We start from the raw sequence: 23,714 nt of genomic DNA on the forward strand, positions 1-23,714 counted from the left end.
AGCCCCCGCGTGGTGAAGTTGTGTGAGCTGTGCGCGACGAAGCGCGCACCCGACACCATACCCGGATTCGCCCGCGCCGGAACCCCCGCCGTGTTGTCACCTTCGTAACCGGGTTGACCTGAGGTTGTTTCATCGCGACGCCTTGCGCCTACGTAACCGTAGGGTATGGTGTGACCCGGATCACAGAGGTGGGTCCGTCGTCGGAGGGGCGCCGACGACTCGAATTTCGTTGTCGTGTCACCGCGACGTGATGAGGGGTTATGAACACCATGAATCGCAAACACCGGCATCGCCCGCCGCAGTCGGCGCAATCGATTCTGCAGCAGATCTCCCAGGTCGTGCACAATCCGGATCGGGAGCGATTCGAGCTCTGGGTTGCGGGCGATCTCGTCGGCGTCCTGGGTTACTCGATCGAGGAGAAGGACGGTCAGCGCACGGTGACCGTGCTGCACACCGTCCTCTACGACGAGTACACCGGCCACGGTCTCGGCACGCGGCTCACCCGCGGGGCCCTGGCATTCATCCGGGATCAGAACGCCCGCGTACGCCCGGTGTGCACATTCACCAAACAGTTCCTCGACGGCCATCCCGGCATCGTGCCGATGGCACCGGTCTGAACTGTGCCGATGGCACCGGTCTGAACTGTGCCGATGGCACCGGTCTGAACTGTGCCGATGGCACCGGTCTGAACTGTGCCGATGGCACCGGTCTGAACTGTTAGCTGTAAGAGGCAAGCACGTTACTTACGCCGGTCGGCAGCAGTGACGCTGGTGGTTCTCCGTCGGCGGCGCTGTGTGGCCGGTGGTAGTTGTAGTGGACGTTCCACACGCCAAGGGCTTCTCGGCGTTGGTCCTCGGAGATCCAGGTACGGGCGTAGAGGAACTCCTCGGAGATGATCCGGTTGTGGCGCTCTACTTTCCCGTTGTGGCGTGGCGTGTAGGGCGTGATCCGCTGATGCCTTCCAGGGCCTCGGTGTAGGCGAGGCCGGGAGTACCCGTCGATGGCGGAGTGCAGGTAGACGTAGCCGCCGCGCTCCGACTTGCCTTTGCGGCGCGCAACCTGTCGGGCGCGGTCGCTGTTCTTGCCGTGGGTGCGCCAGCCTCCGCCGTCGGGGATGCGTCCGACCTTCTTCACGTTCGATGCGGACCATGTGCCCGGGCCGTTTGGCGACGAACTTCTGTGGCTTGCGGCTGTTCTCGCCATCGGGGTCGATGAACCGGCGATGGTTGAGGCCGAGCACCGCGAGGTGGCGGGTCACTGTACGGCGACTGATCGTCAACCCGTCCATCTGGAGCTCGAAGGTGATTCCAGATGCCGACCATTTGTGGACGCGCGGTCGACCGGGCCGAGCTCTCCAAAGCGCCGGTACCGGTTGACCCACTTCGAGGCCGTCGCACGGGAGATCCCCATCTCGGCAGCGACGTGCGCGATCGGCCTGGTGCGAGTCCGTTCAATCAGTCGTCGACGACCTTCAAGTGTCAGCGGGGCGTTGCGATGCGATACGTGACGGTCAATCGGACACCTCAACGGCACCGAACAGAACGAGCCCCGCTCCCGTACCCTCCTGGTGGCCACGGGACGCCCGCGTCAGGTCGTTCATCCGCTTCACGCGCTCAGCAGCTCTTCCGCCTTTCGTCGGATCGCGTCGAGTACCTGGCGAGTCGTCTCTTGCTGGGCCTCGTCGATTCCCTCGACAAGGCCGCGGGTCACTTCGGTTACCGCCGCTCGCGTGGCGGCGAGCTCGTCGGCTCCCCTCGCGGTCAGCACCTCGCCGCCGTCGACCAGTCCTGCGGAGCGAAGCTCGTCGAGCACGACCTCGAGGTCGTCCGGGTTTGCCTTGAGTCCTTCTGCCGTCCGCTCCCGCCAGTTGTTGCCCGGCCTCGCAGCACTCACGGCATTGAGGACAACCCAAGCCGAATAGCCGGGGATCAGGGTTGACGACAAGGCCCGGGCCAGAAGCGCACGCAAGGCGTTCTCGGTAGGTCCGATCACGGTGGGCAAGGGGCGCGCAGATGACATCAGTTCTCCTAAGATGTTGGTGTAACCAATACTGTATTGGTATCACCAACAGGAGGCAACGCCGTGCCGCCAGATCTCACCTCCCTGCCCACTTGGATTTTGAGCTCGGCTGCGACCAGGTCGCACCAAGTGCTTCTGGCACTGCTTGCAAAAGAGGGCGTCAACGGGTACGAGTATCGGTGTCTGTCGGCGCTTGCCGCTGCTGACCAGCTGAGCCAGACGGACCTCGGCGCAGCCGCGGCCCTGGACCCCCGAGACGTCACTCACACCGTCCGAGCACTCGAAGACCGCGGCCTGGTCTCCCGTGCCAAAGATCCCAGCCATGGGCGCCGTCAACTGGTGTCGCTTACCAGCGATGGCCAGCGGACGGCCAAACGCTTGGCTGACACCATCGTCGAGGTCCAAGATGCCGTGTTCGGCAACCTGACCCGGAAGGAATGCGCCACGCTCCTTGCCCTTCTCGAGCGCGTCGCTCGGCCCTGAGCAACTCCAGGACGTCAACAACCTCCTGGCCGGCAACAGTTAGCCGTAACGCCCGGGCGCCTCTCTTATTGGTTAGGCTACCCTGACCTCGACACCGACGTTCGAGGAAAGGGGCCGTTTCCCATGGCCGAGACCACACACAAGGCGCCGTCGCGCGGGTGGCAGGGGGCGGTTCTCAAACTGCTGCGTGCCGACGATTACGAGTTCACGGTCACCAGCACCGAGAAGATCACCGAGCACTACATCCGGCTCGGATTCACCGGCGGTGGTGTGCTCACCGATCGGCCCGTCCATCCCACGATGTGGGTGCGGCTGTGGTTCGAATCGAACGGCAAGGCCCATCAGCGTGGCTACACCCTCGCCGACCCGGATCCGGCGACCGACAGTTTCTTCATCGAGTTCGCCGTCCACGACGGTGCGGCACTGCGATGGGCGCTGGCCGCCAAGCCTGGTGACACCATCAGCGCCACCTTCATGGGCTCCAAGTTCGCGATCCCCGAGCCCGCGCCCGCCGGTTGGCTCGTCGCCGGCGACCCGGCGTCGCTTCCTGCGATCAACTCACTCCTCGACGCGCTCAGTGCCGCGTCGGGACCGCAGGTCGGCGCGACGATCTGGTTCGAGTACTCCCACGACGACGACCGTGACCTACCGGTTCGGTTGCGTCCGCAGGACACCATCCACTGGATCGAGCGGGGCGCCGACGGGAGCGCCCTCGTCGAGGCGGTGCGTGCCGCGGCTACCGCGAAACCCGACCATTTCGGTTGGGTGGCACTCGATTCGGTGAACACCCGGGTCGTCGCCGAGGTGTTCCGCACCGGATTCGGGCTCGGCAAGAAGCGTGTCAAGGCGTTGGCGTACTGGCAGGTCGACGCGGCCCCGTCCTGATCATTCGCCGGCCGGGACAGGCGAGGCCGGACGGATGACTTCATACGGATGAATCCCGCCCATCCCCACAAACCGGGCTTGGGTTTGACGCCGTAGGCAGGTTAGCCTTTCCTGAACAGGGGCTTCGGGGGAGTGAAGGTCCTGCTGCCAGGACAGGAGCACGATGGTGACGCAGGGGTACGGGACACAGGGGCACGGGGCCACATCCGGCTATCCGGGTCAGGCATACGAGAGCCGCGGTTTCGATGCGCCGTACGGGGACGACCAGCCGACCGAGCAGCACGCAGCCGCGGCCGCAGAGATCGCCCCGGTAGAGCCGGAGGGCCAAGATCCGGAGGGCCAAGATTTGGAAGGCCCAGACGAGGACGTGTCGGGCGGCTCGTCCCTCAACTGGCCCACGGTGCTGGCGTCGGCGGGTGTCGCCGCGGTGATCTCGGCACTCATCGTCACGATCGGGGTGGTCGGGTTGCTCCTGGTCGACAACCGCAACGGACTGCAGAACACGGCCGCGCAGCCGACGGTGGTGAACCTCGGGGGCGCGCAAACCGCGCAGGCACCGGCGGCACCGGGTGCAGCGGCGCCCTCGGCACAGGCGCCGGCAGGTCAGGTGCCCGCCGCGGCTCCGACCGAGGCCGTCCCGCCGGCGGCCGGTGCCGTGACCCCGACCGCGGTGGCTCCCGCGCAGCCGGCTGCACCGCAAGCCGGCGCACCGCAGGCCACCGCGCCCGCGGCGGTCACCCCGGCGGCACTGACGCCGGCGCAGTTGACCACCAAGATCAAGCTCGTGATGAACACCGGCGCACCCCGCGCCACCCGCGCCGCCGAACTCCAAGGCGGTCAGCAGGCACTGACCTCGGTCGACGCCGTGTCGAGGTTGTTGGCCGCATATCCCAATTCCGGGTTCAGCTATCAGATCATCGGCCCGGTGACCGTCAGCGGTACCACGATGAATGCGCAGCTTCAGATGTCCTTGGTGGGCAACGGGTCTCGCTACAAACCGATGAGATGGCTCTGGCTGGACGGCAAGTGGAAGCTGTCCAACGAGAGTGTCTGCGGCATCGCCTCGTACGCCATGATCCCGTGCTCGGTGTGAGCGCCGGAATGGCCAGGATGCGGGCATTGCTCGGAGTATTGATCGCCGCCGCGGTGATCATCGGACTCGCCGCCTGCTCGTCGCCCGACGAGTCGGATTCCGGTGGCTCCGTGCAGATCAACCTGCCCGACGGCCGGTCGGTGACGATCCCGCAGACCCCCACGCGGATCGTCACCCTCGGCGGGCAGTGGACCGATGTGCTGCTGTCGTTCGGGCAGAAACCGGTCGGCTACTACGACGCGATCCAGGCCACCGCCAAGCAACTCCCGCCGTGGTACGGCACCAAACTCGCCGACTCCACGCCGCTCAACCCCAACGGCGACATCGTCGCCGATGTGGCCAACCTCAAACCCGATCTCATCGTCGCGCCCGGATTCGCCTCCATGAGTGGGGTTTTCGACAAACTGACAAAGATCGCGCCGACCATCGACAAGATCAGTGGGGCGCAGGTCGATCCGTGGCAGGACATGGTCACCCTGATGGGCACCATCCTGCACCAGCCGGACAAGGCCACCCAGATCATCTCCGGCGTCGACGCCAAGATCAACGCCGTCGCCGCGGAGTACCCGGGGCTGAAGGGTAAGACATACTCGTTCGCCTACATGTATGGGTCCGACCAGATCTCGGTCCTCGGTGACCCGCAGGACGGGGCCGGCAAACTCTTCACCTCACTGGGACTGACGATGGCACCCCGGCTGGTGCAACAGAGCACGACGACCGGACAACCAAGATTCCAGATCAGCGCCGAGAACCTGCCGTGGCTCAACTCCGACGTCCTGGTGATGGCCACCCAGTCCGACGCCCTGCGCACCCGCCTCGTCGGGCTGCCCGGATACCGCAACCTCACCTCGGTGAAGACCGGCGCGGTGTCGATGATGGATCAGGTACAGATCACCGGACTCAACGAGCCGTCACCGAACGCCACCGTCTACGTCCTCGACCGGTTGCGTCCGGCGTTGGCCCGCGCGGCGGGGCAGTAGAGCCTCCGAGACCAGCGGTCGGGAATCCCTCAGCTGTCCGGGATCACCGACGCGACGGCGATGCCGGTGGCCCGCCACCGCGCCAGGGTGGCCCCGCGTGCCGCCACCGGCGTCGAGAGCAACACGGCGAATGTGGACGGGGGATCGGCGAAGTCGCGGTAGTGATCCCGGTAAAACACCAGTGATCGCGCGAACCAGGCGAATGTGTCGTCGGCGTGCGGCAGCACGTGCTGGGCGTCGGTGAGCACGGTGAGGAATCCGGTGATTCCCGCGGGCTGATCGAGGTCGCGCATGCAGTCGTCGAAGGCGTCGGCGTTGCGCCCGAAATGGTCGGGGAATCGCCAACTTCGAGCGAACTCGTCGAACACATCGGGGCGAGTGGTCAGTCGGGTGCCGGTGATCACCCGCACTCGGAAACCGTCCGGTCGGGGCACGTCGTCGGTGGTGGCTACGTCATCAGGGCCCACGATCAACCCCACCGCCGGTCCACGCCCGGCGGCGCCGATCAGGAACTCGCGCAGCGACACCTGTTGTGTTGTCATGTGTTCCGCGTCTTCATGAAGTCGGGCCCCTGATGAGTACGAAGGTCTGATAGTGGTCGTCGGTGTACCAGGCCGATCCGTCGCTGCCGGTGACGATGCGCTCCGCATCGCGGGATCGGCCCGGCTCCTTCGGGTTGACGTCCCATTCGCGGTAGGTGATCGCCTTTCCGGATGACGTGGTCGACGGTAGCCGACCTTCGTTGTTGCGGAACACGATTCCGCCGCGGGTACCCGGTGCGTTGGCCGCCGCAGGCCATGTGCCCGCATCGATGAGCGCCAGGGTCTGGCGCACCCGGGCGGGAACCCGGGTGTTCGACGGGGCAGATGTGGACGAGACCCCCGACGACGAGGCCCCCGATGACGAGGAGCCGTCGTGGGAGTTGTCGATCACCCATGTCACGATCACGACGACGGCGATCACCACCAGTGCCGCCGCGGAGATCACCGCCTGCCGCCGACGCCGAGCGGGACTCGGGCCGGCCGCGCCGCGACCTCTCGGCCCGCCGGTCACGACGACGTCCGTGGTTCGATGTAGCGGTAGCGGTGGTGCAATGCGAAACCGCGTGCACGATACCAGGTGCCGGCGATCCGGTTGCCGGACTCGACCTGCAGGTACGCGCGCGCGGCCCCGTTCTCGGCACCCCATTGCCGCAATCGTGTGAGCATGGCGTCGCCCAGATGTTCGCGGCGTCGCGCCGGATCGGTCCACAGCGCCGTCAGGCCGAGCATGCGTGTGCCGTCGGGTGATTCGGTGACCGCGCCGCGCCCGATCGCGATCGGTCGGCCCGCATCCTCGATGGCGGCGAAGGTCACCGGCGCGTCGTCGAGGGTCGCGCCCAATACCGCTGTGGCCAAATCGATGTCGGTGTCGGGACCGAGGTAGGCCCGGAGCCAGTCAGGGGTCGGGGTCGATCGCAGGATGACGTCCGGGTGTTCGGGGAATGGGTGATTGGTGGTGGGCCCGGCGGTCAACACGTGGATGACCGGCGATGCGGGCACACCGTCGACCCCCGGTGGTACCGGTCGTTCAGGTGTCGCGATCAGCGTCGGCAGATCGCGGGCGGCATACCAGGATTCGATGGCCGATCGGGTGGCCGGGTCGAGGCGCGCCGAACGGTCCAGGGCGATGGCCGAATTGGCGCGCCGGGAGATGCCTGCACCGGCCCGCACCAACCAGCCCTCGATCCACGCCTGCTCGGTGCCGGGCCAGGCTGCGGCCGCGGCGTGCTCGAGGGCGCGAATCTCGCTGTTGCGCACAGGAACCGCCGACAACACCCGCAGCGAGGTGATCGCCGCGCGCGGAATCTCTTCGACGGTGCCGTTTCGGTCGAGTCGAACGGGGTCCCCGTCTTCGACGAGAAACCCGGTCACGTCCGATTGGGTGGGACCACCGGAGCGTGCCGGAGCCGGGTTGGGCCAGTCGCGCCAATCGGCGGGAGTTGCCTCGCCCAACAGATAGCGCACCACGACGCGGTCGCCTCGGTATGCGCCGAGGTCGGGTCCGTCATCGCCCACCGCCATCGCCGGAATCAGTCGTCGTCGTGGCCGAAGGGGTCGGCCTGCTCGCCGGGCACCCAGGTGAGTCCGGGCACGCCCCAGCCATTGCGTTTGATGGCCTTCTTGGCGGCGCGGGCGTTGCGGCCGACCAAGACGTCGACGTAGAGGAAGCCGTCGAGATGACCGACCTCGTGCTGCAGCATCCGCGCGAAGAACCCGCGGCCCTCGAGGACGACCTCGGCGCCCGTGCGGTCGACTCCGGTGACCCGCGCCCAGTCGGCCCGCCCGGTGGGGAACTGCTCGCCGGGCACCGACAGGCAGCCTTCGTCGTTGTCGTCGGGGTCGGGCATGGTCTCGGGGATCTCCGAGGTCTCCAGCACGGGGTTCACGACCTCGCCGCGACGCCGAGTCGTCGACAGCCGGGACTCGCCGTCGGGGCAGTCGTAGACGAACATCCGCTTGCCGACCCCGACCTGGTTGGCGGCCAGGCCGACACCGTTGGCGGCGTCCATCGTCTCGTACATGTCGTCGAGCAGGGTCACGATCTCCGCCGAGGGTCGTCCCTGCGCGTCGAGTTCGACCGGCTCGGTCGCGCGATGCAGGACCGGTTCGCCGACAATGCAGATCGGGAGGATTGCCATGCGGGACAGATTACTGTGCGCGAATATTCGTCGACCGTCGGTGACGGCGGGCCACGGCGCGGCTCGGGGACGGGGTGAGCGGGGTCGGCTTCCCCCGCGAGTCACACCACCTCGGCCGGTGCCGTGCGTGGTTAGATATTCACGAACCACACCGCTGTGATTCTCGATGGCCGGCTCGTCGGAAAGTGCGCGGTGTGAGGTGTTGCAGCGAGATCTTCGAGGGAGCGAGATGGACGGCGCAGCAGCGCGTGACCAGAAGCAGCAGAGTGATCGGCCGGATTCGGTGACCACTCCCGACGATGGTGCGCAGGCGGTCGACCCCAATGCGGTCGGACCCGACGGTCTGTCGCGCCGCGAACACGACATCCTCGCCTTCGAGCGGCAGTGGTGGAAGTACGCGGGGGCCAAGGAAGAAGCGATCAAGGAACTCTTCGGACTCTCGGCGACCCGCTATTACCAGATCCTCAACGCCCTGGTGGATCGTCCCGAGGCGCTGGCCGCCGACCCGATGTTGGTCAAGCGGCTGCGCCGGCTGCGGGCATCCCGGCAGAAGGCGCGCGCGGCGCGTCGGCTCGGGTTCGAGATCACCTAGCGGCGGCGGCAGCGTCGCGGGCGCACCGGCCGATGTGCGTTAAGGTCATCGGTGATGAATGCTGATCGCGAGTCGAACCGCCTGCCACTGCGGGCCGGGGCCATGGTGCTCTTTGCGGTCGCCATCGTGTTCGTGGCCCTGGGATGGCATCACGCGGCGACGTCCGGCGACAATCCCGAAGCCCAGTTGCAGGCCGCCCAGTCCAGCGTGCCGAGCACCACGAGTGCCCCGGCGAGCACCTCGTCCTCGGCGGCCGGCAACGCCCGGATCTGCGTGATCAACGCGGGCACCGTCACCGGGCTGGCGACCGAGGTCGACGAAGAACTCAAGGGCAAGGGCTTCACCACGATCGGCATCAATGCCCAGAGCAACTACGACGGCGGCTTCTCGCAGAACACCGTCGTGTACTCGTCGCCGGCGCAGAAGGACCAGGCCGACAAGATCGCCCAGGCCCTCGACAACGATTACACCGTCGACTCCCGCGCGAACCTGGGGAGTTCCTTCAGCAGGTGCGTCGGCGGTATCGCCGTCGTCGCGGTGCAGCGATGACCCGGCACACCTCACCCGGGAATCCCGGGCACCCCCGATCAGGCACTCGCACCGCCGATCCCGCATACTTCAGTGCCGAGGCCCACGGCATTGACCCCGGCACGAGTGCCGACATCTGTGCCGGCATGGGTGCCGGTGTCCCATCACACATCACTCGAGGAGCGAGATGACCGTCAATTCGAAAGCAGGCTCTGCGACCATGCGTGCCCTCGCGGTGCTCGCGTCGGCGGGTGCCGTCGGGTTGGCCTTGGCGGCATGTACTCCCAACGAGCCGACGACCAGCGAGAAGGGCACCACCCCGGCTGTGCAGACCGGCGACCAGGCACCCCAGGGTGGTCTCGTGGACGCCGACAACATCCCGGCCAGCGGTGGCCAGACCGAAACCGCCTCGCTGATCAACACCGACGGGAAGAGCATCGGTGAGGCCGTCTTCCGGCCCAACGGCTCCGCGCTCGGTGTCACCGTCACCGTCAAGGCCGGCAGTGGTATCCCCGCCGGATTCCATGCGATGCACATCCACTCCGGCAGCACCTGCACCACGGCCGACAAGTTCGTCTCGGCGGGCGGCCACCTGCAGGTCGACGGTCACACCGGTCACCCGTCGAGCGGTGACCTTGTGTCGATCAACATCCTGTCCGACGGATCGGGTTCCACGACGACCTCGACGTCGGCGGTCGACCTGTCGCAGATCGCCAACAAGACGATCATCATCCACGAGAACGCCGACAACTTCGCCAACATCCCCAATCGGTACACCTCCAACGGCCAGCCCGGCCCGGACGAGGAGACGATGAGCACCGGTGACGGCGGGGCGCGTCTGGCGTGCGGTCAGATCTCGGCGGCGCAGTAAGTCTGCCGCCACAACCGGCGCCCCTGGACTGAACTGATGCCGGTCAACACCCTCATCGGATTCCGCGGTTCGCCGACCCCGACGCTCGGGGTGGAGTGGGAGTTCGCGTTGACCGACAAGGTCACCGGCGATCTGTCCAACACGGCGGCGGATCTGTTCACCGAGGTCGGCGCACGGTTCCCGGGGTTGGACGGCAAGGTGCACAAGGAACTGCTGCGCAACACCGTCGAGCTCGTCACCGGCATCTGCAACACCACCGCCGAGGCGGTCGCCGACCTTTCGCACACCCTGGACGCGGTGCGCGGCGTGGTCGACGAGCTCGGTGTCGATCTGTACGGCGCAGGGACTCATCCGTTCGCCGAATGGTCTACGCAATTGCTCACCGAGGGGCATCGATACGCCGAACTGATCGAACGCACCCAGTGGTGGGGTCGGCAGATGCTCATCTGGGGTGTGCACGTACACGTCGGTATCGACCACCGCGACAAGGTGTTACCGATCTTGTCGTCGTTGCTCAACTACTATCCGCATCTGCTGGCGTTGTCGGCGTCGTCGCCGATGTGGGCGGGCCAGGACACCGGCTATGCCAGCAACCGCGCGATGATGTTCCAGCAGTTGCCGACCGCCGGGCTGCCGTTCCAGTTCGAGAAGTGGAGCCAGTTCGAGGCGTTTGTCGCCGACCAGAAGACGACCGGGATCATCGACCACATCAACGAGATCCGCTGGGACATCCGGCCGTCACCGCACCTGGGCACCATCGAGGTACGGGTGTGCGACGGGATGACCAACCTCACCGAACTCTCGGCGGTGGTCGCGCTGATCCATTGTCTCGTCGTCGATCTCGACCGCCGGCTGTCGGCGGGCGAGGAACTCCCGCAGATGGCGCCGTGGTTGGTTCAGGAAAACAAGTGGCGCGCAGCACGTTACGGCCTCGATGCGATCGTCATCCTGGACTCACGTTGCAACGAGCGGCTGGTCACCGACGATCTCGCCGACCTGTTGGTCCGGCTCGAGCCGGTCGCCGCCGACCTGCGATGCCTCGACGAACTCTCGCAGGTCGCCGCAATCGCGGAGCGCGGCACCAGTTATCAGCGGCAGCGGGCCGTGTACTCACAGACCCACGACATGCGTGACGTGGTGGCCTCGGTGGTGTCGGAGCTGGAGTGAGGGCTCACGTGAGCGCGTTCGGCGCAGCCAACTGGGGTCCGGTGCCCTCTCGTGCGGCGATCCACCCGTCGTGATCCCACTGTTCGGTGGCGCGCCGTCCGGCTGGGTAGTCCCAGTGTGATTCGCGTTCCACCTCGACGATTGCGCCCCCGGGACCGACGGTGACCCAGTTGTAGGTTCCGTTGGGGTGCATGTGTTTGGCCCACTGCACCACGATCTCGACGTCGGTCCCGTCGACTGTCCGCCAGGTGCGGGTCTGGGTGTCGACGCGCATCGGACTCAGGTGTCGCGCATAGCGAGGGTCGAGGGCGGCGAAGACGTCGTGCGCGATGTGCTCGGCCAGTGTCGGTGAGGGCAGAGGACCGGTGATCCCCGGCAGGATTGCTGCGACACGAGCGTCGCATGCCTCCGATGCGTTCCTCAACGGGATTGGTGCGACCTCGGTGCGATACGTCACCTGAGCCGGGGGCAGGAACGCAGGCTGCGCAGCCCGGCGCGGATCTCGCGGACCAGGATCTCGGGTTGTTCGAGCGCGGCAAAGTGCCCTCCGTGTTCGGCTTCGCCATAGTGAACGAGGCTGCGATAGGTGTCCTCGATCCACGTCCGAGGCAGGCGTGGGATGTCCGCGGGAAAAACGGTCACCGCGACCGGGAGCGTCAGCGTCGGGCCCGCGAAGCCGGCCGAGCCGTTCTCCCAGTAGATTCGTCCGGACGATGCCGCACTGTTGGTGAGCCAGTAGAGCGAAATCACATCGAGCATGTCATCGACGTCGAGGGCATCCTCCGCGAGTCCCTGATTGTCGGTCTTGGATTGGAACTTCTCGTAGATCCAGGCCGCCTGTCCGGCGGGGGAGTCCGCCAGTGCGAACCCGACGGTCTCGGGCTTGGTGCGCTGAAGGTGGTTTGACCCGCCGAGGTTGTCGGCGTAGAGAGCGAGGCTCTCCACGGCGCGACGCTCGTCGGGTGACAGGATCTCGGGAATCGTTGTGGGGAAGGCATACTGGGTGTTCAGGTGAATTCCGAGGAGCCCTGTTGGTGCCATGGCCCCGGGTTCGGTGGTCACGACCGCACCCCAATCACCGCCCTGCGCAGTCCATTCCGTGTAGTCCAAGCGCTTCATCAGTTCCGCCCACGCGTTCGCGATGTGTGAGACGTTCCACCCGGTCGTGCTCGGTTTGCCGGAGAACCCGAACCCGGGAAGGGAAGGGATGACGACGTCGAAGGCATCGGCGGCGTTCCCGCCGAAAGACTCGGGATCGGTCAATGGGCCGATCATCGCCAGGAAGTCCATGATCGAGCCCGGCCATCCGTGCGTCAGGATCAGCGGCATCGCATTCGCAACGGTCGATCGGACGTGGATGAAGTGGATGTCGAGCCCGTCGATCTCGGTCAGGAAGTGGGGGAACCGATTGAGCTCGGCTTCGAGGCGTTGCCAGTCGTAGCGGTGCTCCCAATGGTCGACCAGGGACCGGGCATTCTCCAGCCGAACCCCCTGTGACCAATCGCCAACCGTCTCCGGATCCGGCCATCGGGTCCGGGCGAGTCGGTGCTTCACATCATCGATCTCGGCATCGGAGAAGGAGACCGTGACCGGGCGTACGGCGGCCGCAGTGGTAGGCGGTGTGGTGGGTGTCAGTGCGGCCATGGCCATTCTCCTTGGGCGTCGAGGTGCAGTGAGATGTCTCGTTGCACACTGGTGTGCAACGTACTCCACTGCACACCAGTGTGCAAACATGGTGCGATGGCCCCTGACTCCTCTCGCGCGCGCTCGACAGCCGAGACGCGCGATCGCATCCTCGACGTCGCACTCGAAGTGCTGGGCGCCAACCCCGATGCCGGCATGGGTGAGATCGCCACGGCGGCAGGCGTTGTCCGACGAACGGTCTACGGCCACTTCCCCTCCCGGGTCGAACTCATCCGGACGCTCACCGGACGCGCCGTGACCGAGATGACCGCCGTGCTCGCCGACGTCGACGCCGCTGATGCGGATGCGGCATGGGCGGAATTCGTGTCCCGGCTCTGGCCGGTGGTGAATCGGTACCGAGTGCTGGTGGCGTTGCGTCGCGGCGAATACGGCGAAGCGATCCACGCCCTGCTCGGGCCTATCGACGAGCGGCTCGCCGACCTCGTCCAGCGTGGTCAGGACGCCGGTGTGTTTGCCCGGTACCTGCCTGCGAACCTGCTGAGTCAGGTCGCCTACGGAGCCGTCTTCGCCATCGCCGACGGTGACACGGCCAGGGGTGACACAGCCGGGGATGGCGCCGCAGCCGCCGCGATCACGAGTCTGCTGATGTTGGGTGTTCCCGAGGCCCGTGCGATCGCACTCGTCGACGGGATCGGCGCGGTGACGTGATCCCCCGAGCTGCCAATCCGCTCTGGCTCCGGGCCTCGGCAGTCAGCGAGACAGTAAGTTCGATGCCCTTCGTACAGTTGTGTCCCGCTGGTCCGTTGATCCCGACCCCACTGTGCCGCGCCGATCGCCAACGCTCACCTCGCCGAGTGGGTGCCGACGCTTTACACCGATCGCAGGGTGGAGTGGCGGAGCGGGCGGACGGCGCAGATCATCGTCACCCACCCGCGGTGACGTTGCCTCACTGCTAGTCCCGGTCCCCGCGCTCCATCTGGTCCCGCGACATCAGCCCGTCCTGGGCGCGTTGCTCCTGATAGACCAGACGGCCGATACGGTGGGCGACCACCGGTGCGGTGATGAGCGCGAACAGTCCGGCCAGGACCAGCATGCCCATGTCGACGTGCGTGCCGCCGATGCTGACCATCGCACCGATCAGCATCATCAACAGCCCCAGCGTCTGGGGTTTGGTCGCCGAATGCATGCGCGAGAGTGTGTCGGGGAAGCGCAGGATGCCGATCGCGGCGGTGACCGCCATGAGCGCTCCGATGGTCAGGAAGACGGCACTGACGATGTCGGCGATCATGCTTGATCATCCCGAACTCGGAAACGGGCGATGGCCACCGACCCGACGAAGCTCACCAGCGACAGTGCCACGATGCCCGGCACCACCGTCGTGTCGCCGCTGTAGGCCGTCCACGCCGCCAGCCCGCACATGCACAGGGCGATCAGTGCGTCGAGCGCGACCAGCCGATCGAGGGTGGTGGGCCCCAACAGGATTCGGGCCATCACCAGCACCGCGGAGATGAGTAGCGCGATCGCGATGAAGAACCACATGACGGTCATCGGCTGCTCCCGTCGCCGAGACCCTGGGCGCTCGCGCGGTCGGCGGGTCGTACGTGGTGGTAGTCGTCGTCGATGCCGTGATAGGGGCTCGGATGCCATTCACTGTCGCGCTCGAAGGCCTTGATGAACATCCGCTCCACGAAGGACACCTGCTTGTAGAACTGCCGGACCTTCTTGTCCGAGCGCACATCGAAGACGTGGACGTAGAGCATGCGACGGCGGTGATCGATCTCGAGCACCATCGTCCCGGGGACCAGGTTCAGGTAGTCCACGGCCAACGTCAGCACCATGTCGGATTTGATGGCGACGCGCACCCGCATCACCGCGCCGAGCGGAGGCTTGCCCGGTCGGACGGCCACCCACGCCACCTGCGCGCTGGAGACGAAGAAATCGACGATGAGCCGACCGATCAGCGCGAGCACCGTCAACGGGTGGATCCGACCCTCGACGGGCACCCGCGGCAACGGCAGCAGCACCCCGATCGCCACGGCCAACACGATGCCGCCGATGATGTTCGCCCAGGAGACGGTGCCCCACAACAACACCCACACGAACGTGAGCCACGCGATCGACCACAGGCGTACCGCGGCCTCGCGACTGTCGTTGCCCAGCCACCGCGGGATGCGCAGCCGGTTGTGCAGCCACACCCACGCGCTGACCGTCGTCCAGGCGAAGAACAGCACCGAGTAGCGGGCGGTGTTGATCAGCAGTCGCTTGACCGGCCCCTTGCCTACGGGTTTGACGGGGGCGATGCGGTCGGGCCTGGTCTCACGCGGCTGCTTCTCATGTTTCTCACTCATCGGCCACTCCCGAGCACCGATCCGATGTAGACGTCGCGGTTCATGATGTCGGTCGCCGCGCGGTCGGTGAACCCGAAGATCGGGCCCGCCCAGATGGTCAGGGCGATCCCGGCGGCGACCATCAGCGCGGTGGGGACAACCATCGTGATCGGCATGCGGCCGACGTCCTCGCGGTCGTCGAAGGCGATGTCGGCGCTCTCGTCGATCAGTGCCGACGGTGCGCTGTCGGAGAGCTCGCCCTCGGGGGCATCGGCGCGCGGACGCCAGAATCCCTTGGTCCAGATACGGGCCACCACATAGAGGGTGAGCAAGCTGGTCACCACCGAACCGGCCACGAGTACCCACGCGAGTACCGACCCGTTCTCGGTACCCGCCTGGATGAGAGCGACCTTGCCCAGGAAACCCGAGAACGGTGGAATACCACCGAGATTGAGCGCGGGGATCAAGAAGAGGGCCGCCAGCACCGGGCTGGCGATCAGCCCGCCGAGCCGGCGCAGCGACGCCGACCCCGCTTGCCGTTCGATGAGTCCGACGACGAGGAACAGCGTCGTCTGCACCAGGATGTGGTGGGCGACGTAGTAGATCGCCGCACTCATCCCGAGCTCGGAGGACAGGGCGATACCGAACACCATGTAGCCGATGTGACTGACGAGCGTGAACGACAGCAATCGCTTGATGTCGGACTGCGCGATCGCACCGAGGATGCCGACGATCATCGTCAGCAGACCGGCGACGAGCAGGATCGGATCCATCGATCCGCCGGGGAACAGCAGGGTGTGGGTACGCATGATCGCGTACACACCGACCTTGGTGAGCAGGCCGGCGAACACCGCGGTGACCGGCGCCGGGGCGGTGGGATAGGAGTCGGGCAGCCATGTCGAGAGCGGGAACACCGCGGCCTTGATCCCGAAGGCCACGAGCAGCACCGCATACAGCGCGTTGCGGGTGCCGTCGGGGACGTGATCGAGGCGTACCGCCATCTCGGCGAGATTGAGCGTGCCGGTGGTCGCATAGGCGAAGGCGATCCCCACCAGGAAGATCAGCGACGACACCATCGACACCATCACGTACGACGCGCCGGCCCGCACGCGATCGCCGGTGGCGCCGAGGGTGAGCAACACGAAGCTCGCGGCGAGCAGCACCTCGAAGGAGACGAACAGATTGAACAGGTCACCGGCGAGGAACGAATTGCACACGCCGGCACACAGGATCAGATAGGTCGGCAGGAACACCGACACCGGCTGTTCGGACGCACCGTCACGGATACCCTGGCCGATCGCGTAGACGACGACGCACAGCAGCACCAGCGTCGCCACCACCAGCATCAACGCCGCGAGCTGATCGACGACGAGCGTGATCCCGAACGGTCCGTTCGGATGCCCCTTGTCGTCCCAGCCACCGATCGCCAGCGAGTAGGTGCCGTGCGCATTGGTGAGGTAGAGCATCATGCACGACGCGACGAGTGTCACGATCAGCGCCGAGACGGTCACGATCCGCTGGAACAGCGGGTTGCGCCCGCGCAGCAACGTGAGAGCTGCCGCGAGCATCGGCGTCAGTGTCGGCAGGGTGATGAGCACCGGGAACCACGAGACCTGGGGGATCATGAACGTCCCCCGTCCGAGTCATCGCTGCTCGTGCCGTCGGAATTGCCGGTACCGCTTCCGCCCGGCTCCGCATAGGCCTCGCCGGTCTCGATGACGTCGACGACATCGGTGGCGAGTTCGTCGACGACGTCGGCGTCCTCGGGCATCAGGTCGGTTTCGATCCGTTCGCGGTGCAGCGCGATGTACTCCTCCTCGGTGAGTGGGTTGCCCTCGTCGTCGAAGAAGTCACCCGCACTGGTGTCGGCGCCGGTCACCGGGTCGTCGCTGCGGTCGCGGTCCGGGGCCGACTGCAGGGAGCTGGTGGCGACCTTGACGTCCTCGGTGTCGTCGTCGACGTCCTCGTCGCGGTTGAGCACGAACAGCCTGTACACCATGGCGAGGATGAACGCGGCCACACCCATCGTGATGACGATCGCGGTGAGCACCATCGCCTGGGCGAGCGGATCGGCGTCGTGCGGGCGGGCCTCGGAGGAGCGGCCCATGATCGGCGGATTGCCCATCCCGCCGGCCAGTACCAGGATCAGCAGGTTGACGCCGTTGCCCGCGACCAGCAGGCCCAGCAACATCCGCACCAGGCTGCGTTCCATCAGCAGGTAGGCACCGCAGGCGATCATGATCGCGATGACCACGAGCAGGCCGAGATTGACGCTCATCGGCCCGCACCTCCCGGACGCTCACCGGCGTCCTGGCGGCGCAGCGGTCCGCTCGGGAAGCCGGCACCGGTCTCGACGTCGAGGCGCGCGCCGAGACTGCGCAGGACGTCGAGCACCAGGCCGATCACGATCAGATAGATGCCGAGATCGAAGAGCAGCGCGGTGACGAACTTGATGTCGCCGAGCACGGGCACGGTGATCTGGAAGACCGCCGACGACAACGCCGGGGCGCCGAGGAACATCGAGGTGACCGCGGTGGACGCCGAGATGAGCAGTCCGGCGCCGAGGAAGGTACCCGGTTCCACCGGTAGCGCCTCACCGAGCTCGTAGCGCCCGCCCGCGAGATACCGCAGCACCAGCGCCAAGCCCATCGTCAGGCCGCCGGCGAAGCCGCCGCCGGGCGAGTTGTGGCCGGCGTAGAAGAAGTAGACCGAGAGCACCACCATCGTCGGGAAGATGAGACGGGTGGTCGCCTCGAGCACCATCGACCGGTGGCGCGGGTCGCGGAACTCGCTGCCCAACAACCACGTCGTGCGGTCGGGCGGGATCGGATCGTCGTCGTCATCGGTGATTCCGAAGTGCCGGGCGGCGTCGGCCACCCGCGGCGCAGCACCGAAGCGGCGGTTACGGAACACCATCGACGCGACGCCGGTGGCGGCGACGATCAGCACCGACACCTCGCCGAGGGTGTCCCACGCGCGGGTGTCGACGAGGAGCACGTTGACGGCGTTGGCGCCGTGCCCGAACTTGTAGGCGACCTCGGGAATCGAGATGCTGACCGGCTGGGCCGAGCGCGCGGCGGCGGCGAACATGCCGATCGCCACGATCGAGACACCTAGCGCCAGACCGATCGCCGCCCGCAGCGGTTTGAACCCGGTCGCATGCCGCGGCTCGGGTTCGGCAGGCAGCTTGCGCAGCACCAGCACGAAGATCACCAGGGTCAGCGTCTCCACCAGGAATTGGGTGAGCGCGAGGTCGGGGGCACCGTACAGCGCGAACAGCATGCCGCATCCGTAACCGGTCACCCCGACGACCAGGGTCGCGGCGAGCCGATTGCGCAGGATCACCGTCGCCAGCGCCGCCGCTGCCATGATCACCGCGATCACGGCTTGCGTCATCGAGTCGAAACCGTTGGGCTCCAAAGTGTTCCGGTTGCCGAGGAACAGCATCACGGTGGGCAGGATGATCATCGTCGACAAGATGACGCCCTGGGTCACCGGCAGCGAGCCGCGCTGGGTGTTGCGGGTCAGCAACAGCGACAGCGTGTCGGCGCCACGCAGGGTGGCGTCGTAGATGCGGTCGGCGTTGATCAGCGGGCGCGACCCGAACACCACATCGCGCAGGCGCCGCAACACCAGGAACAGCACCGCACCGCCGAGAACGACGATGACCGAGAACACCACCGGCAACCCGAAACCGTGCCACATCGCGAGGTGCTCGAGCTCGTGACCGTAGGCGGGCAGCGACTCGGCGTACGGCTCGAACCAGTGGCCGAGCCATCCGCTCCAGAATCCGGCGATGACGCCCAGCGCGGCCAGCAGCAGCGGCGAGAGCAGGAACATCGGCGACGGTGGGTGCATCTTGGCGACGGCCCGGGTCGGCAGCCTACGGACCTTGCGTCCGAACGCGCCCCAGAGGAAGCGGCACGTGTAGGCGAAGGTGATCACCGAGCCGACGAGCAGCACGATGTCGACGGTCTCGGCCTGCCACGGTTGCAGCGACCCGGTCTCCCAGACGGTGCCGAACGCCGTCTCCTTGCCGACGAAGCCGAGCGTGAACGGCAACCCCGCCATGCTCGCCCCGGCCACCGCGGCGATCGCCGCCAGTACCGGCAGTCGATGGCCGAGGCGGGCCAGCTTGCGGATGTCACGGGTTCCGGTGGCGTGGTCGATGATGCCGACCACCATGAACAACGACGCCTTGAACAGGGCGTGTGCGACCAGCATCGCCAAGCCGGCCATCGCCACGTTCGCGTCGCCCATACCCATCAGCACCGCCATGAACCCGAGCTGGGAGACGGTGCCGAAGGCCAGCACGAGCTTGAGGTCGAGTTCGCGCATCGAGCGCCAGCCGCCGAGGAGCATGGTGAACGAGCCGAGGCCGATGACCATGACCTGCCAGCTCGGCAGCGACGCGAACGCCGGTGCGAGACGACCGATGAGATAGATACCGGCCTTGACCATCGCCGCGGCGTGCAGATACGCGCTGACCGGGGTGGGGGCGGCCATCGCGCCGGGCAGCCAGAAGTGGAACGGCACGATCGCCGACTTGCTCAGGGCACCGACGAGCAGCAGCACCACCGCGACCTCGACGTAGACACCCGCGGCCGGCGGGTGGGCGAGCAGATCGCTGAGCAGGTAGCTGCCGGTCCGTTCGCCGAGCATGATGATGCCGACGAGCATCGCCAACCCGCCCAGCGTGGTCACCAGCAGTGCCTGCGTCGCCGAGCGCCGCGAGGTCGCACGGATGCGGTAGTAGCCGACGAGCATGAACGACAGGACGGTCGTCAGCTCCCAGAAGATGTAGAGGACCAGCATGTTGTCGCTGGTGACGAGACCGAACATGGCCGCGGCGAAGGCGACCATCTCACCGCCGAACACCGCGACGCGGGGTCGCGCGTCGTCGAAGTAGTGGGCGCAGTAGCAGAGGACCAGGGTGCCGACGCCGAGGATCAGCACCGACAGGATCGCGGCGAGCGAGTCCATCCGCATCACGATGTTCATGTGCAGCGACGGCACCCACTGCAGCGTCTGGACCTCGGGTGCGCGGTCGGAATCCGGCCAATGCGTCAGCACCCAGAGCAGCCCACCGAACGGGGCCAGCGCGACGACGTAGAAGCCCTTGGTGCCGATCCAGCGGATGATCCCGGGTGCCACGAGCGCGCTCAGTGCCAGGGCGATCAGCACAGTGAGCAAGGGGGCGCACTCCGTCTCTGGTCGGTGGGCGGGGTGGTCACGGGGGTGCGGATCGCGGTCGCGGTGACGGCCGATCAGACGCGATCACGCGCCTGTCCCGGTGTGTCACCGGACGAGACCGGCGTTGTCTATCTTACCGTTGCGGGCATGCCCCGGTTCGACAGAGTGGTGGTGACGGTCCTCGCTGTGGTCGTCGCCACTGTGCTGATGCTGTTCGCGGCAGGGTGCTCCGACGATGCGCCCGCCCAGCGCGAGGGACTGCCGAAGGATTTCCCGTCGTCGCAGGTCCCGCTGATCGACGGGCACGTCATCTCCGGTGACGGCACCACCGATGAGTGGAATGTCGTGGTGCAGGCGCCGGCGAATGCGGGTAACCCGATCGACAAGGCCGTCCGGGCGCTCACCGACGCCGGCTACCAGGAGGATGGCCGCGACAGCGTGGGCGGACAAACCGTGGTGCGGCTCTCGGCGTCCAAGGACGGCAAGACCTATTGGGTGACCGTCGGCATCACCTCGCAGGCCGCCGCCGGGGGGACGTCGGTCTTCTATCACATCTCGACGTAGCCCCACCGCGACGCTTTCACAGTCGACTCACAGGGATCGGGCAGTCCCGACCAAGCGGACGTGGGCACCGTGGAGTCACTTCCATCAGGCCCCGACTGCGCGTGTCAGACGCGCCCCGGGCAGACCCGCGAAAGCGAGAGTGACTCATGTCGGCTCCCGACACCACGACCGAGGCCCACGTGCCCGACCCGAACGAGGGGCAAGCCCCGACTACTCCGGTGACCCAGCCCGCTCCGGCAACCGAACCCGCGGCGGCGGCCCAGCCCGCGGCAGCAGCCCAGCCCGCGGCAGCGGGCGGCCCGGCGATCCCGTCGAAGACCAAGAACGCGATCATCGCCGGCGGCATCGGACTCGCGGTGGGATTCGGGCTCCTCGGCTTCGGCGCCGGCTACGTCGTCGGCGACTCCGGGTCGTCGACCACCCAGCAGCAATTCCCCGGTGGTGGCAACGGCCAGTTCCCGGGCGGCGGCACAAATGGTGGTGGCATGAACGGCGGGGGTATGAACGGCGGTGGCATGAACGGCGGTGGCATGAACGGTCAGATGCCGGGCGGCGGCAACGGTCAATTCCCCGGTGGCGGCAGTGGCCAGATGCCGGGTGGAACCCAGAACGGTCAGACGCCGGGCCAGCAGAATGGTCAGACGCCGGGCGGTCAGACGGCTGCGCCCACCCAGACGCAGTCGCAGACCAGCTGATCCGGCGGGCGGCTCCCGGTCCGTGCGGTGGCTATCTCCCGTCGTGACCGGCGAGCTCGCCGAGTCGGATCGGTTGGGCGATGGCCCGATTCTGCGGTGTGGCCGCGGGTGGGCCGGAGGCACCCGCGCGGTCGGCGGCCCGCTCGCCGCAGATCGCGTCGACGTTGGCGCCGCAGAATCGTGCCTGGCATGGCCCGAGGCCGGCCCGAGTGTTCAGGCGTGTCGCGCGTGCCGACGCCTCGGCGCTGTGTGTACCACGCAGCTGCCCCAGGGTGGTGGCCTCGCACCGGCAGACGACGGTGGTGTCCTCCAGCCACGTCTGCCAGCCGTCAGGGATCGAGTGCGCGGTGGTAAGCCGTGTCGAGAAATGTTGTGCTGTTAGGCGTGCGCGCGACATATCTCGTCGATGGTGGATGGTCATAGCGTCTGGGACAGTTGTGCCAGTGCCAGTGCCCTTGTCGGACACGAGAACGTTACCCACGCCGTGCGCGGTCGTTCCGGCGCCGGGCGCGCCGCGATCGATGACCTCCACACCGAGGCCGCGCCGGGCCAGCTCCCGGGTCAGAGCGCATCCGATGATGCCCGCACCGACGATGACAGCCTTCATGTGAAGGACTCCGGGTCGGCTCCCGCACCGGGACGCAGCTCCTGGGGGAGCAGTCCGGCGGGGAAGTTCTGGTAGGTGATCGGCCGCAGGAATCGCGCAATTGCCTTGGCGCCCACCGAGGTCGTGTGGATGGCCGTGCTCGCCGGGTACGGGCCGCCGTGATGCTGTGCGTCGGTGACGGACACGCCCGTCGGCCACTGATTCCACAGCAGTCGGCCGGCCGTGCGAGCGAGAATGCCTATCAGTGACTGCATGTCGTCGCCGACGTCGGAGTCCTCGCCCTGTACCGTCGCGGTGAGCTGACCGGGCAGTGCGTCGGCAAGCGCCGTGAGTTCGGCGGCATCGGCGTAGGTCACGATGACCGACGACGGCCCGAAACACTCCTGCAGCAACGTCTCCGGGTCGTCGAGGACGTGTGCCGCGGTGGTGCGGTGCAGTTGCACGGCAGCGGTGAGGTCGTCGTCGCCGTCGACGGTGGCCAGGGTGCTCACACCGTCGAGTGCGGTGGCCTCGCCCACCGCGCGATCGAAGCCCGCGCGCATCGATGCGGTGAGCATCGGTGCCGGGGCGGGCAGAGTGGCCCGCTCGAGGGCGGCATGCGTCGCCGAGCCGTCGGGGACGATGAGAAGCCCTGGGCTGGTGCAGAACTGACCCATGCCGAGGGTGAACGACGCCACGTACTGCTCGGCGATCTCGGCGCCGCGTGCGCGGTCGGCGGCGGCGGTGACGAACACCGGGTTCACACTGCCCAGCTCGCCGAAGAACGGGATCGGGTCCGGACGCGACGACGCGATGTCGAACAGGGCGCGCCCACCGCGGGTGGAGCCGGTGAAGGTTGCCGCCCGTACCCGCGGATCGGTCAGCGCGGTGATTCCGGCGTCGACCCCGGAGATCGTGCCGAAGACGCCGTCGGGGGCGCCGGCGTCCTGCAGGGCGGACGTCATGAGGTCGCCGATGCGTACCGAGAGCCGCGGATGGCCGGGATGGATCTTGACCACCACCGGGCACCCCGCAGCCAGCGCCGAGGCCGTGTCTCCGCCCGGGACGCTGAATGCGAACGGGAAGTTGCCCGCCGCGAAGTTGAGGACAACACCCAGCGGTAGGTGCGTGCGGCGCAGATCGGGCCGCGGGGCGCCCATCGGCCAGTCGGGGTCGGCGTGATCGACGATCGGATCGAGGTGCCGGCCGGCGGCGACGTACTCGCCGAGATAGCGCAGTTGGAAGGTGGTGCGGACGAGTTCGCCGCGCAGGCGTCCGAGGGGTAGATGGGACTCCTCGGCGGCCAGGTCGATCAGTTCCTCGCCGTGTGCGTCGAGGACGTCGGCAACCTGCGTCAGGCCGCCACCGCCGCCTCGACCTGATCCGGGGTGGAATCGGTGATGTCGG

General features: G+C 67.2%; 27 protein-coding genes and 1 pseudogene. 12 read left to right on the forward strand and 16 right to left on the reverse strand.

The window, feature by feature from the left end; translation table 11 throughout:
• Positions 1 to 269: 269 nt before the first annotated feature.
• Positions 270 to 617: a GNAT family N-acetyltransferase gene (locus tag GOPIP_RS23880; RefSeq protein WP_026920356.1), complete on the forward strand. Its 348-nt coding sequence runs from the start codon at positions 270 to 272 to the stop codon at positions 615 to 617.
• A gap of 100 nt (positions 618 to 717) precedes the next feature.
• On the opposite strand, the pseudogene GOPIP_RS23885 reads toward GOPIP_RS23880, so the two are convergent.
• Together GOPIP_RS23885 and GOPIP_RS23890 are read right to left on the reverse strand one after the other, a co-directional pair.
• Positions 718 to 1,515, reverse strand: a pseudogene (locus GOPIP_RS23885) (integrase core domain-containing protein).
• 90 nt (positions 1,516 to 1,605) lie between these two features.
• Positions 1,606 to 2,019: a hypothetical protein gene (locus GOPIP_RS23890; protein ID WP_006372409.1), complete on the reverse strand. Its 414-nt coding sequence runs from the start codon at positions 2,017 to 2,019 to the stop codon at positions 1,606 to 1,608.
• Positions 2,020 to 2,148: 129 nt separating this feature from the next.
• Here GOPIP_RS23890 and GOPIP_RS23895 point away from each other — a divergent pair, with 129 nt between their 5' ends.
• From GOPIP_RS23895 to GOPIP_RS23910, 4 genes are all read left to right on the forward strand, one after another.
• Entirely contained in the window at positions 2,149 to 2,502 is a 354-nt protein-coding gene (locus GOPIP_RS23895) for a MarR family winged helix-turn-helix transcriptional regulator (protein ID WP_006372410.1), read from the forward strand.
• A gap of 123 nt (positions 2,503 to 2,625) precedes the next feature.
• The gene (locus tag GOPIP_RS23900; protein WP_006372411.1) at positions 2,626 to 3,387 is read left to right on the forward strand and encodes a siderophore-interacting protein; all 762 of its coding nucleotides are present in this window, start codon (positions 2,626 to 2,628) and stop codon (positions 3,385 to 3,387) included.
• A 163-nt stretch (positions 3,388 to 3,550) separates the two neighbouring features.
• The gene (locus tag GOPIP_RS23905) at positions 3,551 to 4,480 is read left to right on the forward strand and encodes an MTB12 C-terminal domain-containing protein (RefSeq protein ID WP_006372412.1); all 930 of its coding nucleotides are present in this window, start codon (positions 3,551 to 3,553) and stop codon (positions 4,478 to 4,480) included.
• 17 nt (positions 4,481 to 4,497) lie between these two features.
• The gene (locus GOPIP_RS23910; RefSeq protein WP_006372413.1) at positions 4,498 to 5,460 is read left to right on the forward strand and encodes an ABC transporter substrate-binding protein; all 963 of its coding nucleotides are present in this window, start codon (positions 4,498 to 4,500) and stop codon (positions 5,458 to 5,460) included.
• A 29-nt stretch (positions 5,461 to 5,489) separates the two neighbouring features.
• Here GOPIP_RS23910 and GOPIP_RS23915 read toward each other — a convergent pair whose 3' ends face one another.
• The 4 genes from GOPIP_RS23915 to GOPIP_RS23930 are packed head-to-tail and all read right to left on the reverse strand — an operon-like array spanning position 5,490 to position 8,140.
• A complete protein-coding gene (locus GOPIP_RS23915) occupies positions 5,490 to 6,002 on the reverse strand; it encodes a barstar family protein (protein WP_006372414.1) in 513 nt (170 codons plus the stop codon).
• A gap of 13 nt (positions 6,003 to 6,015) precedes the next feature.
• On the reverse strand, positions 6,016 to 6,513 hold the full coding sequence (locus tag GOPIP_RS23920; RefSeq protein WP_006372415.1) for a guanyl-specific ribonuclease: 498 nt from the start codon (positions 6,511 to 6,513) through the stop codon (positions 6,016 to 6,018).
• Positions 6,510 to 7,523: an N-acetylglutamate synthase, CG3035 family gene (locus tag GOPIP_RS23925; RefSeq protein WP_006372416.1), complete on the reverse strand. Its 1,014-nt coding sequence runs from the start codon at positions 7,521 to 7,523 to the stop codon at positions 6,510 to 6,512. Before GOPIP_RS23925 ends, GOPIP_RS23920 begins: the two co-directional genes overlap by 4 nt.
• An 8-nt stretch (positions 7,524 to 7,531) precedes the next feature.
• Entirely contained in the window at positions 7,532 to 8,140 is a 609-nt protein-coding gene (locus GOPIP_RS23930; protein ID WP_006372417.1) for a peptide deformylase, read from the reverse strand.
• A gap of 229 nt (positions 8,141 to 8,369) precedes the next feature.
• On the opposite strand from GOPIP_RS23930, the gene napA reads away from it, so the two are divergent.
• From napA to GOPIP_RS23950, 4 genes are all read left to right on the forward strand, one after another.
• Complete coding sequence (gene napA, locus GOPIP_RS23935; RefSeq protein ID WP_006372418.1) at positions 8,370 to 8,732, forward strand: nucleoid-associated protein NapA; 363 nt, start codon at positions 8,370 to 8,372, stop codon at positions 8,730 to 8,732.
• 54 nt (positions 8,733 to 8,786) lie between these two features.
• Complete coding sequence (locus tag GOPIP_RS23940; RefSeq protein WP_006372419.1) at positions 8,787 to 9,281, forward strand: LytR C-terminal domain-containing protein; 495 nt, start codon at positions 8,787 to 8,789, stop codon at positions 9,279 to 9,281.
• A 166-nt stretch (positions 9,282 to 9,447) separates the two neighbouring features.
• The gene (locus GOPIP_RS23945; RefSeq protein ID WP_006372420.1) at positions 9,448 to 10,131 is read left to right on the forward strand and encodes a superoxide dismutase family protein; all 684 of its coding nucleotides are present in this window, start codon (positions 9,448 to 9,450) and stop codon (positions 10,129 to 10,131) included.
• Positions 10,132 to 10,167: 36 nt separating this feature from the next.
• Positions 10,168 to 11,298, forward strand: coding sequence for a glutamate--cysteine ligase (locus tag GOPIP_RS23950; RefSeq protein WP_006372421.1), 1,131 nt, complete (start codon positions 10,168 to 10,170; stop codon positions 11,296 to 11,298).
• Between the two features lie 4 nt (positions 11,299 to 11,302).
• On the opposite strand, the gene GOPIP_RS23955 is transcribed toward GOPIP_RS23950, so the two are convergent.
• Both GOPIP_RS23955 and GOPIP_RS23960 read right to left on the reverse strand, forming a co-directional pair.
• A complete protein-coding gene (locus GOPIP_RS23955) occupies positions 11,303 to 11,722 on the reverse strand; it encodes a hypothetical protein (protein ID WP_244421210.1) in 420 nt (139 codons plus the stop codon).
• Positions 11,723 to 11,751: 29 nt separating this feature from the next.
• Positions 11,752 to 12,942 carry an epoxide hydrolase family protein gene (locus tag GOPIP_RS23960; RefSeq protein ID WP_006372423.1) on the reverse strand — a complete coding sequence of 397 codons (1,191 nt, stop codon included), beginning with the start codon at positions 12,940 to 12,942 and terminating at the stop codon, positions 11,752 to 11,754.
• Between the two features lie 96 nt (positions 12,943 to 13,038).
• On the opposite strand from GOPIP_RS23960, the gene GOPIP_RS23965 reads away from it, so the two are divergent.
• The gene (locus GOPIP_RS23965) at positions 13,039 to 13,650 is read left to right on the forward strand and encodes a TetR/AcrR family transcriptional regulator (RefSeq protein WP_006372424.1); all 612 of its coding nucleotides are present in this window, start codon (positions 13,039 to 13,041) and stop codon (positions 13,648 to 13,650) included.
• Between the two features lie 244 nt (positions 13,651 to 13,894).
• Here the strand turns inward: GOPIP_RS23965 and mnhG are convergent, their stop codons facing one another.
• From mnhG to GOPIP_RS23995, 6 genes are read right to left on the reverse strand one after another with little or no spacing between them, the layout of a single operon-like run.
• The gene (gene mnhG, locus GOPIP_RS23970; protein ID WP_006372425.1) at positions 13,895 to 14,230 is read right to left on the reverse strand and encodes a monovalent cation/H(+) antiporter subunit G; all 336 of its coding nucleotides are present in this window, start codon (positions 14,228 to 14,230) and stop codon (positions 13,895 to 13,897) included.
• Positions 14,227 to 14,490 (reverse strand): monovalent cation/H+ antiporter complex subunit F, encoded by a 264-nt coding sequence (locus tag GOPIP_RS23975; protein WP_006372426.1) that lies wholly within the window; start codon positions 14,488 to 14,490, stop codon positions 14,227 to 14,229. The genes mnhG and GOPIP_RS23975 overlap by 4 nt, the downstream gene beginning before the upstream one ends.
• Complete coding sequence (locus GOPIP_RS23980; RefSeq protein WP_006372427.1) at positions 14,487 to 15,290, reverse strand: Na+/H+ antiporter subunit E; 804 nt, start codon at positions 15,288 to 15,290, stop codon at positions 14,487 to 14,489. Before GOPIP_RS23980 ends, GOPIP_RS23975 begins: the two co-directional genes overlap by 4 nt.
• Complete coding sequence (locus GOPIP_RS23985; protein WP_006372428.1) at positions 15,287 to 16,894, reverse strand: Na+/H+ antiporter subunit D; 1,608 nt, start codon at positions 16,892 to 16,894, stop codon at positions 15,287 to 15,289. The genes GOPIP_RS23980 and GOPIP_RS23985 overlap by 4 nt, the downstream gene beginning before the upstream one ends.
• A complete protein-coding gene (locus tag GOPIP_RS23990) occupies positions 16,891 to 17,547 on the reverse strand; it encodes a Na(+)/H(+) antiporter subunit C (protein ID WP_006372429.1) in 657 nt (218 codons plus the stop codon). Before GOPIP_RS23990 ends, GOPIP_RS23985 begins: the two co-directional genes overlap by 4 nt.
• On the reverse strand, positions 17,544 to 20,462 hold the full coding sequence (locus tag GOPIP_RS23995; protein ID WP_006372430.1) for a Na+/H+ antiporter subunit A: 2,919 nt from the start codon (positions 20,460 to 20,462) through the stop codon (positions 17,544 to 17,546). The genes GOPIP_RS23990 and GOPIP_RS23995 overlap by 4 nt, the downstream gene beginning before the upstream one ends.
• A gap of 147 nt (positions 20,463 to 20,609) precedes the next feature.
• On the opposite strand from GOPIP_RS23995, the gene GOPIP_RS24000 reads away from it, so the two are divergent.
• Both GOPIP_RS24000 and GOPIP_RS24005 read left to right on the forward strand, forming a co-directional pair.
• Positions 20,610 to 21,026: a hypothetical protein gene (locus GOPIP_RS24000; RefSeq protein ID WP_014358837.1), complete on the forward strand. Its 417-nt coding sequence runs from the start codon at positions 20,610 to 20,612 to the stop codon at positions 21,024 to 21,026.
• Positions 21,027 to 21,172: 146 nt separating this feature from the next.
• On the forward strand, positions 21,173 to 21,721 hold the full coding sequence (locus tag GOPIP_RS24005) for a hypothetical protein (protein ID WP_006372432.1): 549 nt from the start codon (positions 21,173 to 21,175) through the stop codon (positions 21,719 to 21,721).
• Between the two features lie 31 nt (positions 21,722 to 21,752).
• Here GOPIP_RS24005 and GOPIP_RS29615 read toward each other — a convergent pair whose 3' ends face one another.
• Positions 21,753 to 22,328: an FAD-dependent oxidoreductase gene (locus GOPIP_RS29615; protein ID WP_006372433.1), complete on the reverse strand. Its 576-nt coding sequence runs from the start codon at positions 22,326 to 22,328 to the stop codon at positions 21,753 to 21,755.
• Positions 22,325 to 23,623 (reverse strand): aldehyde dehydrogenase (NADP(+)), encoded by a 1,299-nt coding sequence (locus tag GOPIP_RS24015; protein ID WP_306304200.1) that lies wholly within the window; start codon positions 23,621 to 23,623, stop codon positions 22,325 to 22,327. The genes GOPIP_RS29615 and GOPIP_RS24015 overlap by 4 nt, the downstream gene beginning before the upstream one ends.
• Between the last annotated feature and the right edge of the window lie 91 nt (positions 23,624 to 23,714).

The organism is Gordonia polyisoprenivorans NBRC 16320 = JCM 10675, assembly GCF_000241325.1.
Lineage (GTDB): Bacteria > Actinomycetota > Actinomycetes > Mycobacteriales > Mycobacteriaceae > Gordonia > Gordonia polyisoprenivorans.

Bases quoted from the DNA above. Each gene is read 5' to 3' on its own strand.
- GOPIP_RS23880 (WP_026920356.1), top strand. From the start codon at position 270: ATGAATCGCAAACACCGGCATCGCCCGCCGCAGTCGGCGCAATCGATT.
- GOPIP_RS23890 (WP_006372409.1), bottom strand. From the start codon at position 2,019: ATGTCATCTGCGCGCCCCTTGCCCACCGTGATCGGACCTACCGAGAAC.
- GOPIP_RS23900 (WP_006372411.1), top strand. From the start codon at position 2,626: ATGGCCGAGACCACACACAAGGCGCCGTCGCGCGGGTGGCAGGGGGCG.
- GOPIP_RS23905 (WP_006372412.1), top strand. From the start codon at position 3,551: ATGGTGACGCAGGGGTACGGGACACAGGGGCACGGGGCCACATCCGGC.
- GOPIP_RS23910 (WP_006372413.1), top strand. From the start codon at position 4,498: ATGCGGGCATTGCTCGGAGTATTGATCGCCGCCGCGGTGATCATCGGA.
- GOPIP_RS23915 (WP_006372414.1), bottom strand. From the start codon at position 6,002: ATGACAACACAACAGGTGTCGCTGCGCGAGTTCCTGATCGGCGCCGCC.
- GOPIP_RS23925 (WP_006372416.1), bottom strand. From the start codon at position 7,523: ATGGCGGTGGGCGATGACGGACCCGACCTCGGCGCATACCGAGGCGAC.
- GOPIP_RS23930 (WP_006372417.1), bottom strand. From the start codon at position 8,140: ATGGCAATCCTCCCGATCTGCATTGTCGGCGAACCGGTCCTGCATCGC.
- napA (WP_006372418.1), top strand. From the start codon at position 8,370: ATGGACGGCGCAGCAGCGCGTGACCAGAAGCAGCAGAGTGATCGGCCG.
- GOPIP_RS23940 (WP_006372419.1), top strand. From the start codon at position 8,787: ATGAATGCTGATCGCGAGTCGAACCGCCTGCCACTGCGGGCCGGGGCC.
- GOPIP_RS23945 (WP_006372420.1), top strand. From the start codon at position 9,448: ATGACCGTCAATTCGAAAGCAGGCTCTGCGACCATGCGTGCCCTCGCG.
- GOPIP_RS23950 (WP_006372421.1), top strand. From the start codon at position 10,168: ATGCCGGTCAACACCCTCATCGGATTCCGCGGTTCGCCGACCCCGACG.
- GOPIP_RS23960 (WP_006372423.1), bottom strand. From the start codon at position 12,942: ATGGCCGCACTGACACCCACCACACCGCCTACCACTGCGGCCGCCGTA.
- GOPIP_RS23965 (WP_006372424.1), top strand. From the start codon at position 13,039: ATGGCCCCTGACTCCTCTCGCGCGCGCTCGACAGCCGAGACGCGCGAT.
- mnhG (WP_006372425.1), bottom strand. From the start codon at position 14,230: ATGATCGCCGACATCGTCAGTGCCGTCTTCCTGACCATCGGAGCGCTC.
- GOPIP_RS23975 (WP_006372426.1), bottom strand. From the start codon at position 14,490: ATGACCGTCATGTGGTTCTTCATCGCGATCGCGCTACTCATCTCCGCG.
- GOPIP_RS23980 (WP_006372427.1), bottom strand. From the start codon at position 15,290: ATGAGTGAGAAACATGAGAAGCAGCCGCGTGAGACCAGGCCCGACCGC.
- GOPIP_RS23985 (WP_006372428.1), bottom strand. From the start codon at position 16,894: ATGATCCCCCAGGTCTCGTGGTTCCCGGTGCTCATCACCCTGCCGACA.
- GOPIP_RS23990 (WP_006372429.1), bottom strand. From the start codon at position 17,547: ATGAGCGTCAATCTCGGCCTGCTCGTGGTCATCGCGATCATGATCGCC.
- GOPIP_RS24000 (WP_014358837.1), top strand. From the start codon at position 20,610: ATGCCCCGGTTCGACAGAGTGGTGGTGACGGTCCTCGCTGTGGTCGTC.
- GOPIP_RS24005 (WP_006372432.1), top strand. From the start codon at position 21,173: ATGTCGGCTCCCGACACCACGACCGAGGCCCACGTGCCCGACCCGAAC.
- GOPIP_RS29615 (WP_006372433.1), bottom strand. From the start codon at position 22,328: ATGAAGGCTGTCATCGTCGGTGCGGGCATCATCGGATGCGCTCTGACC.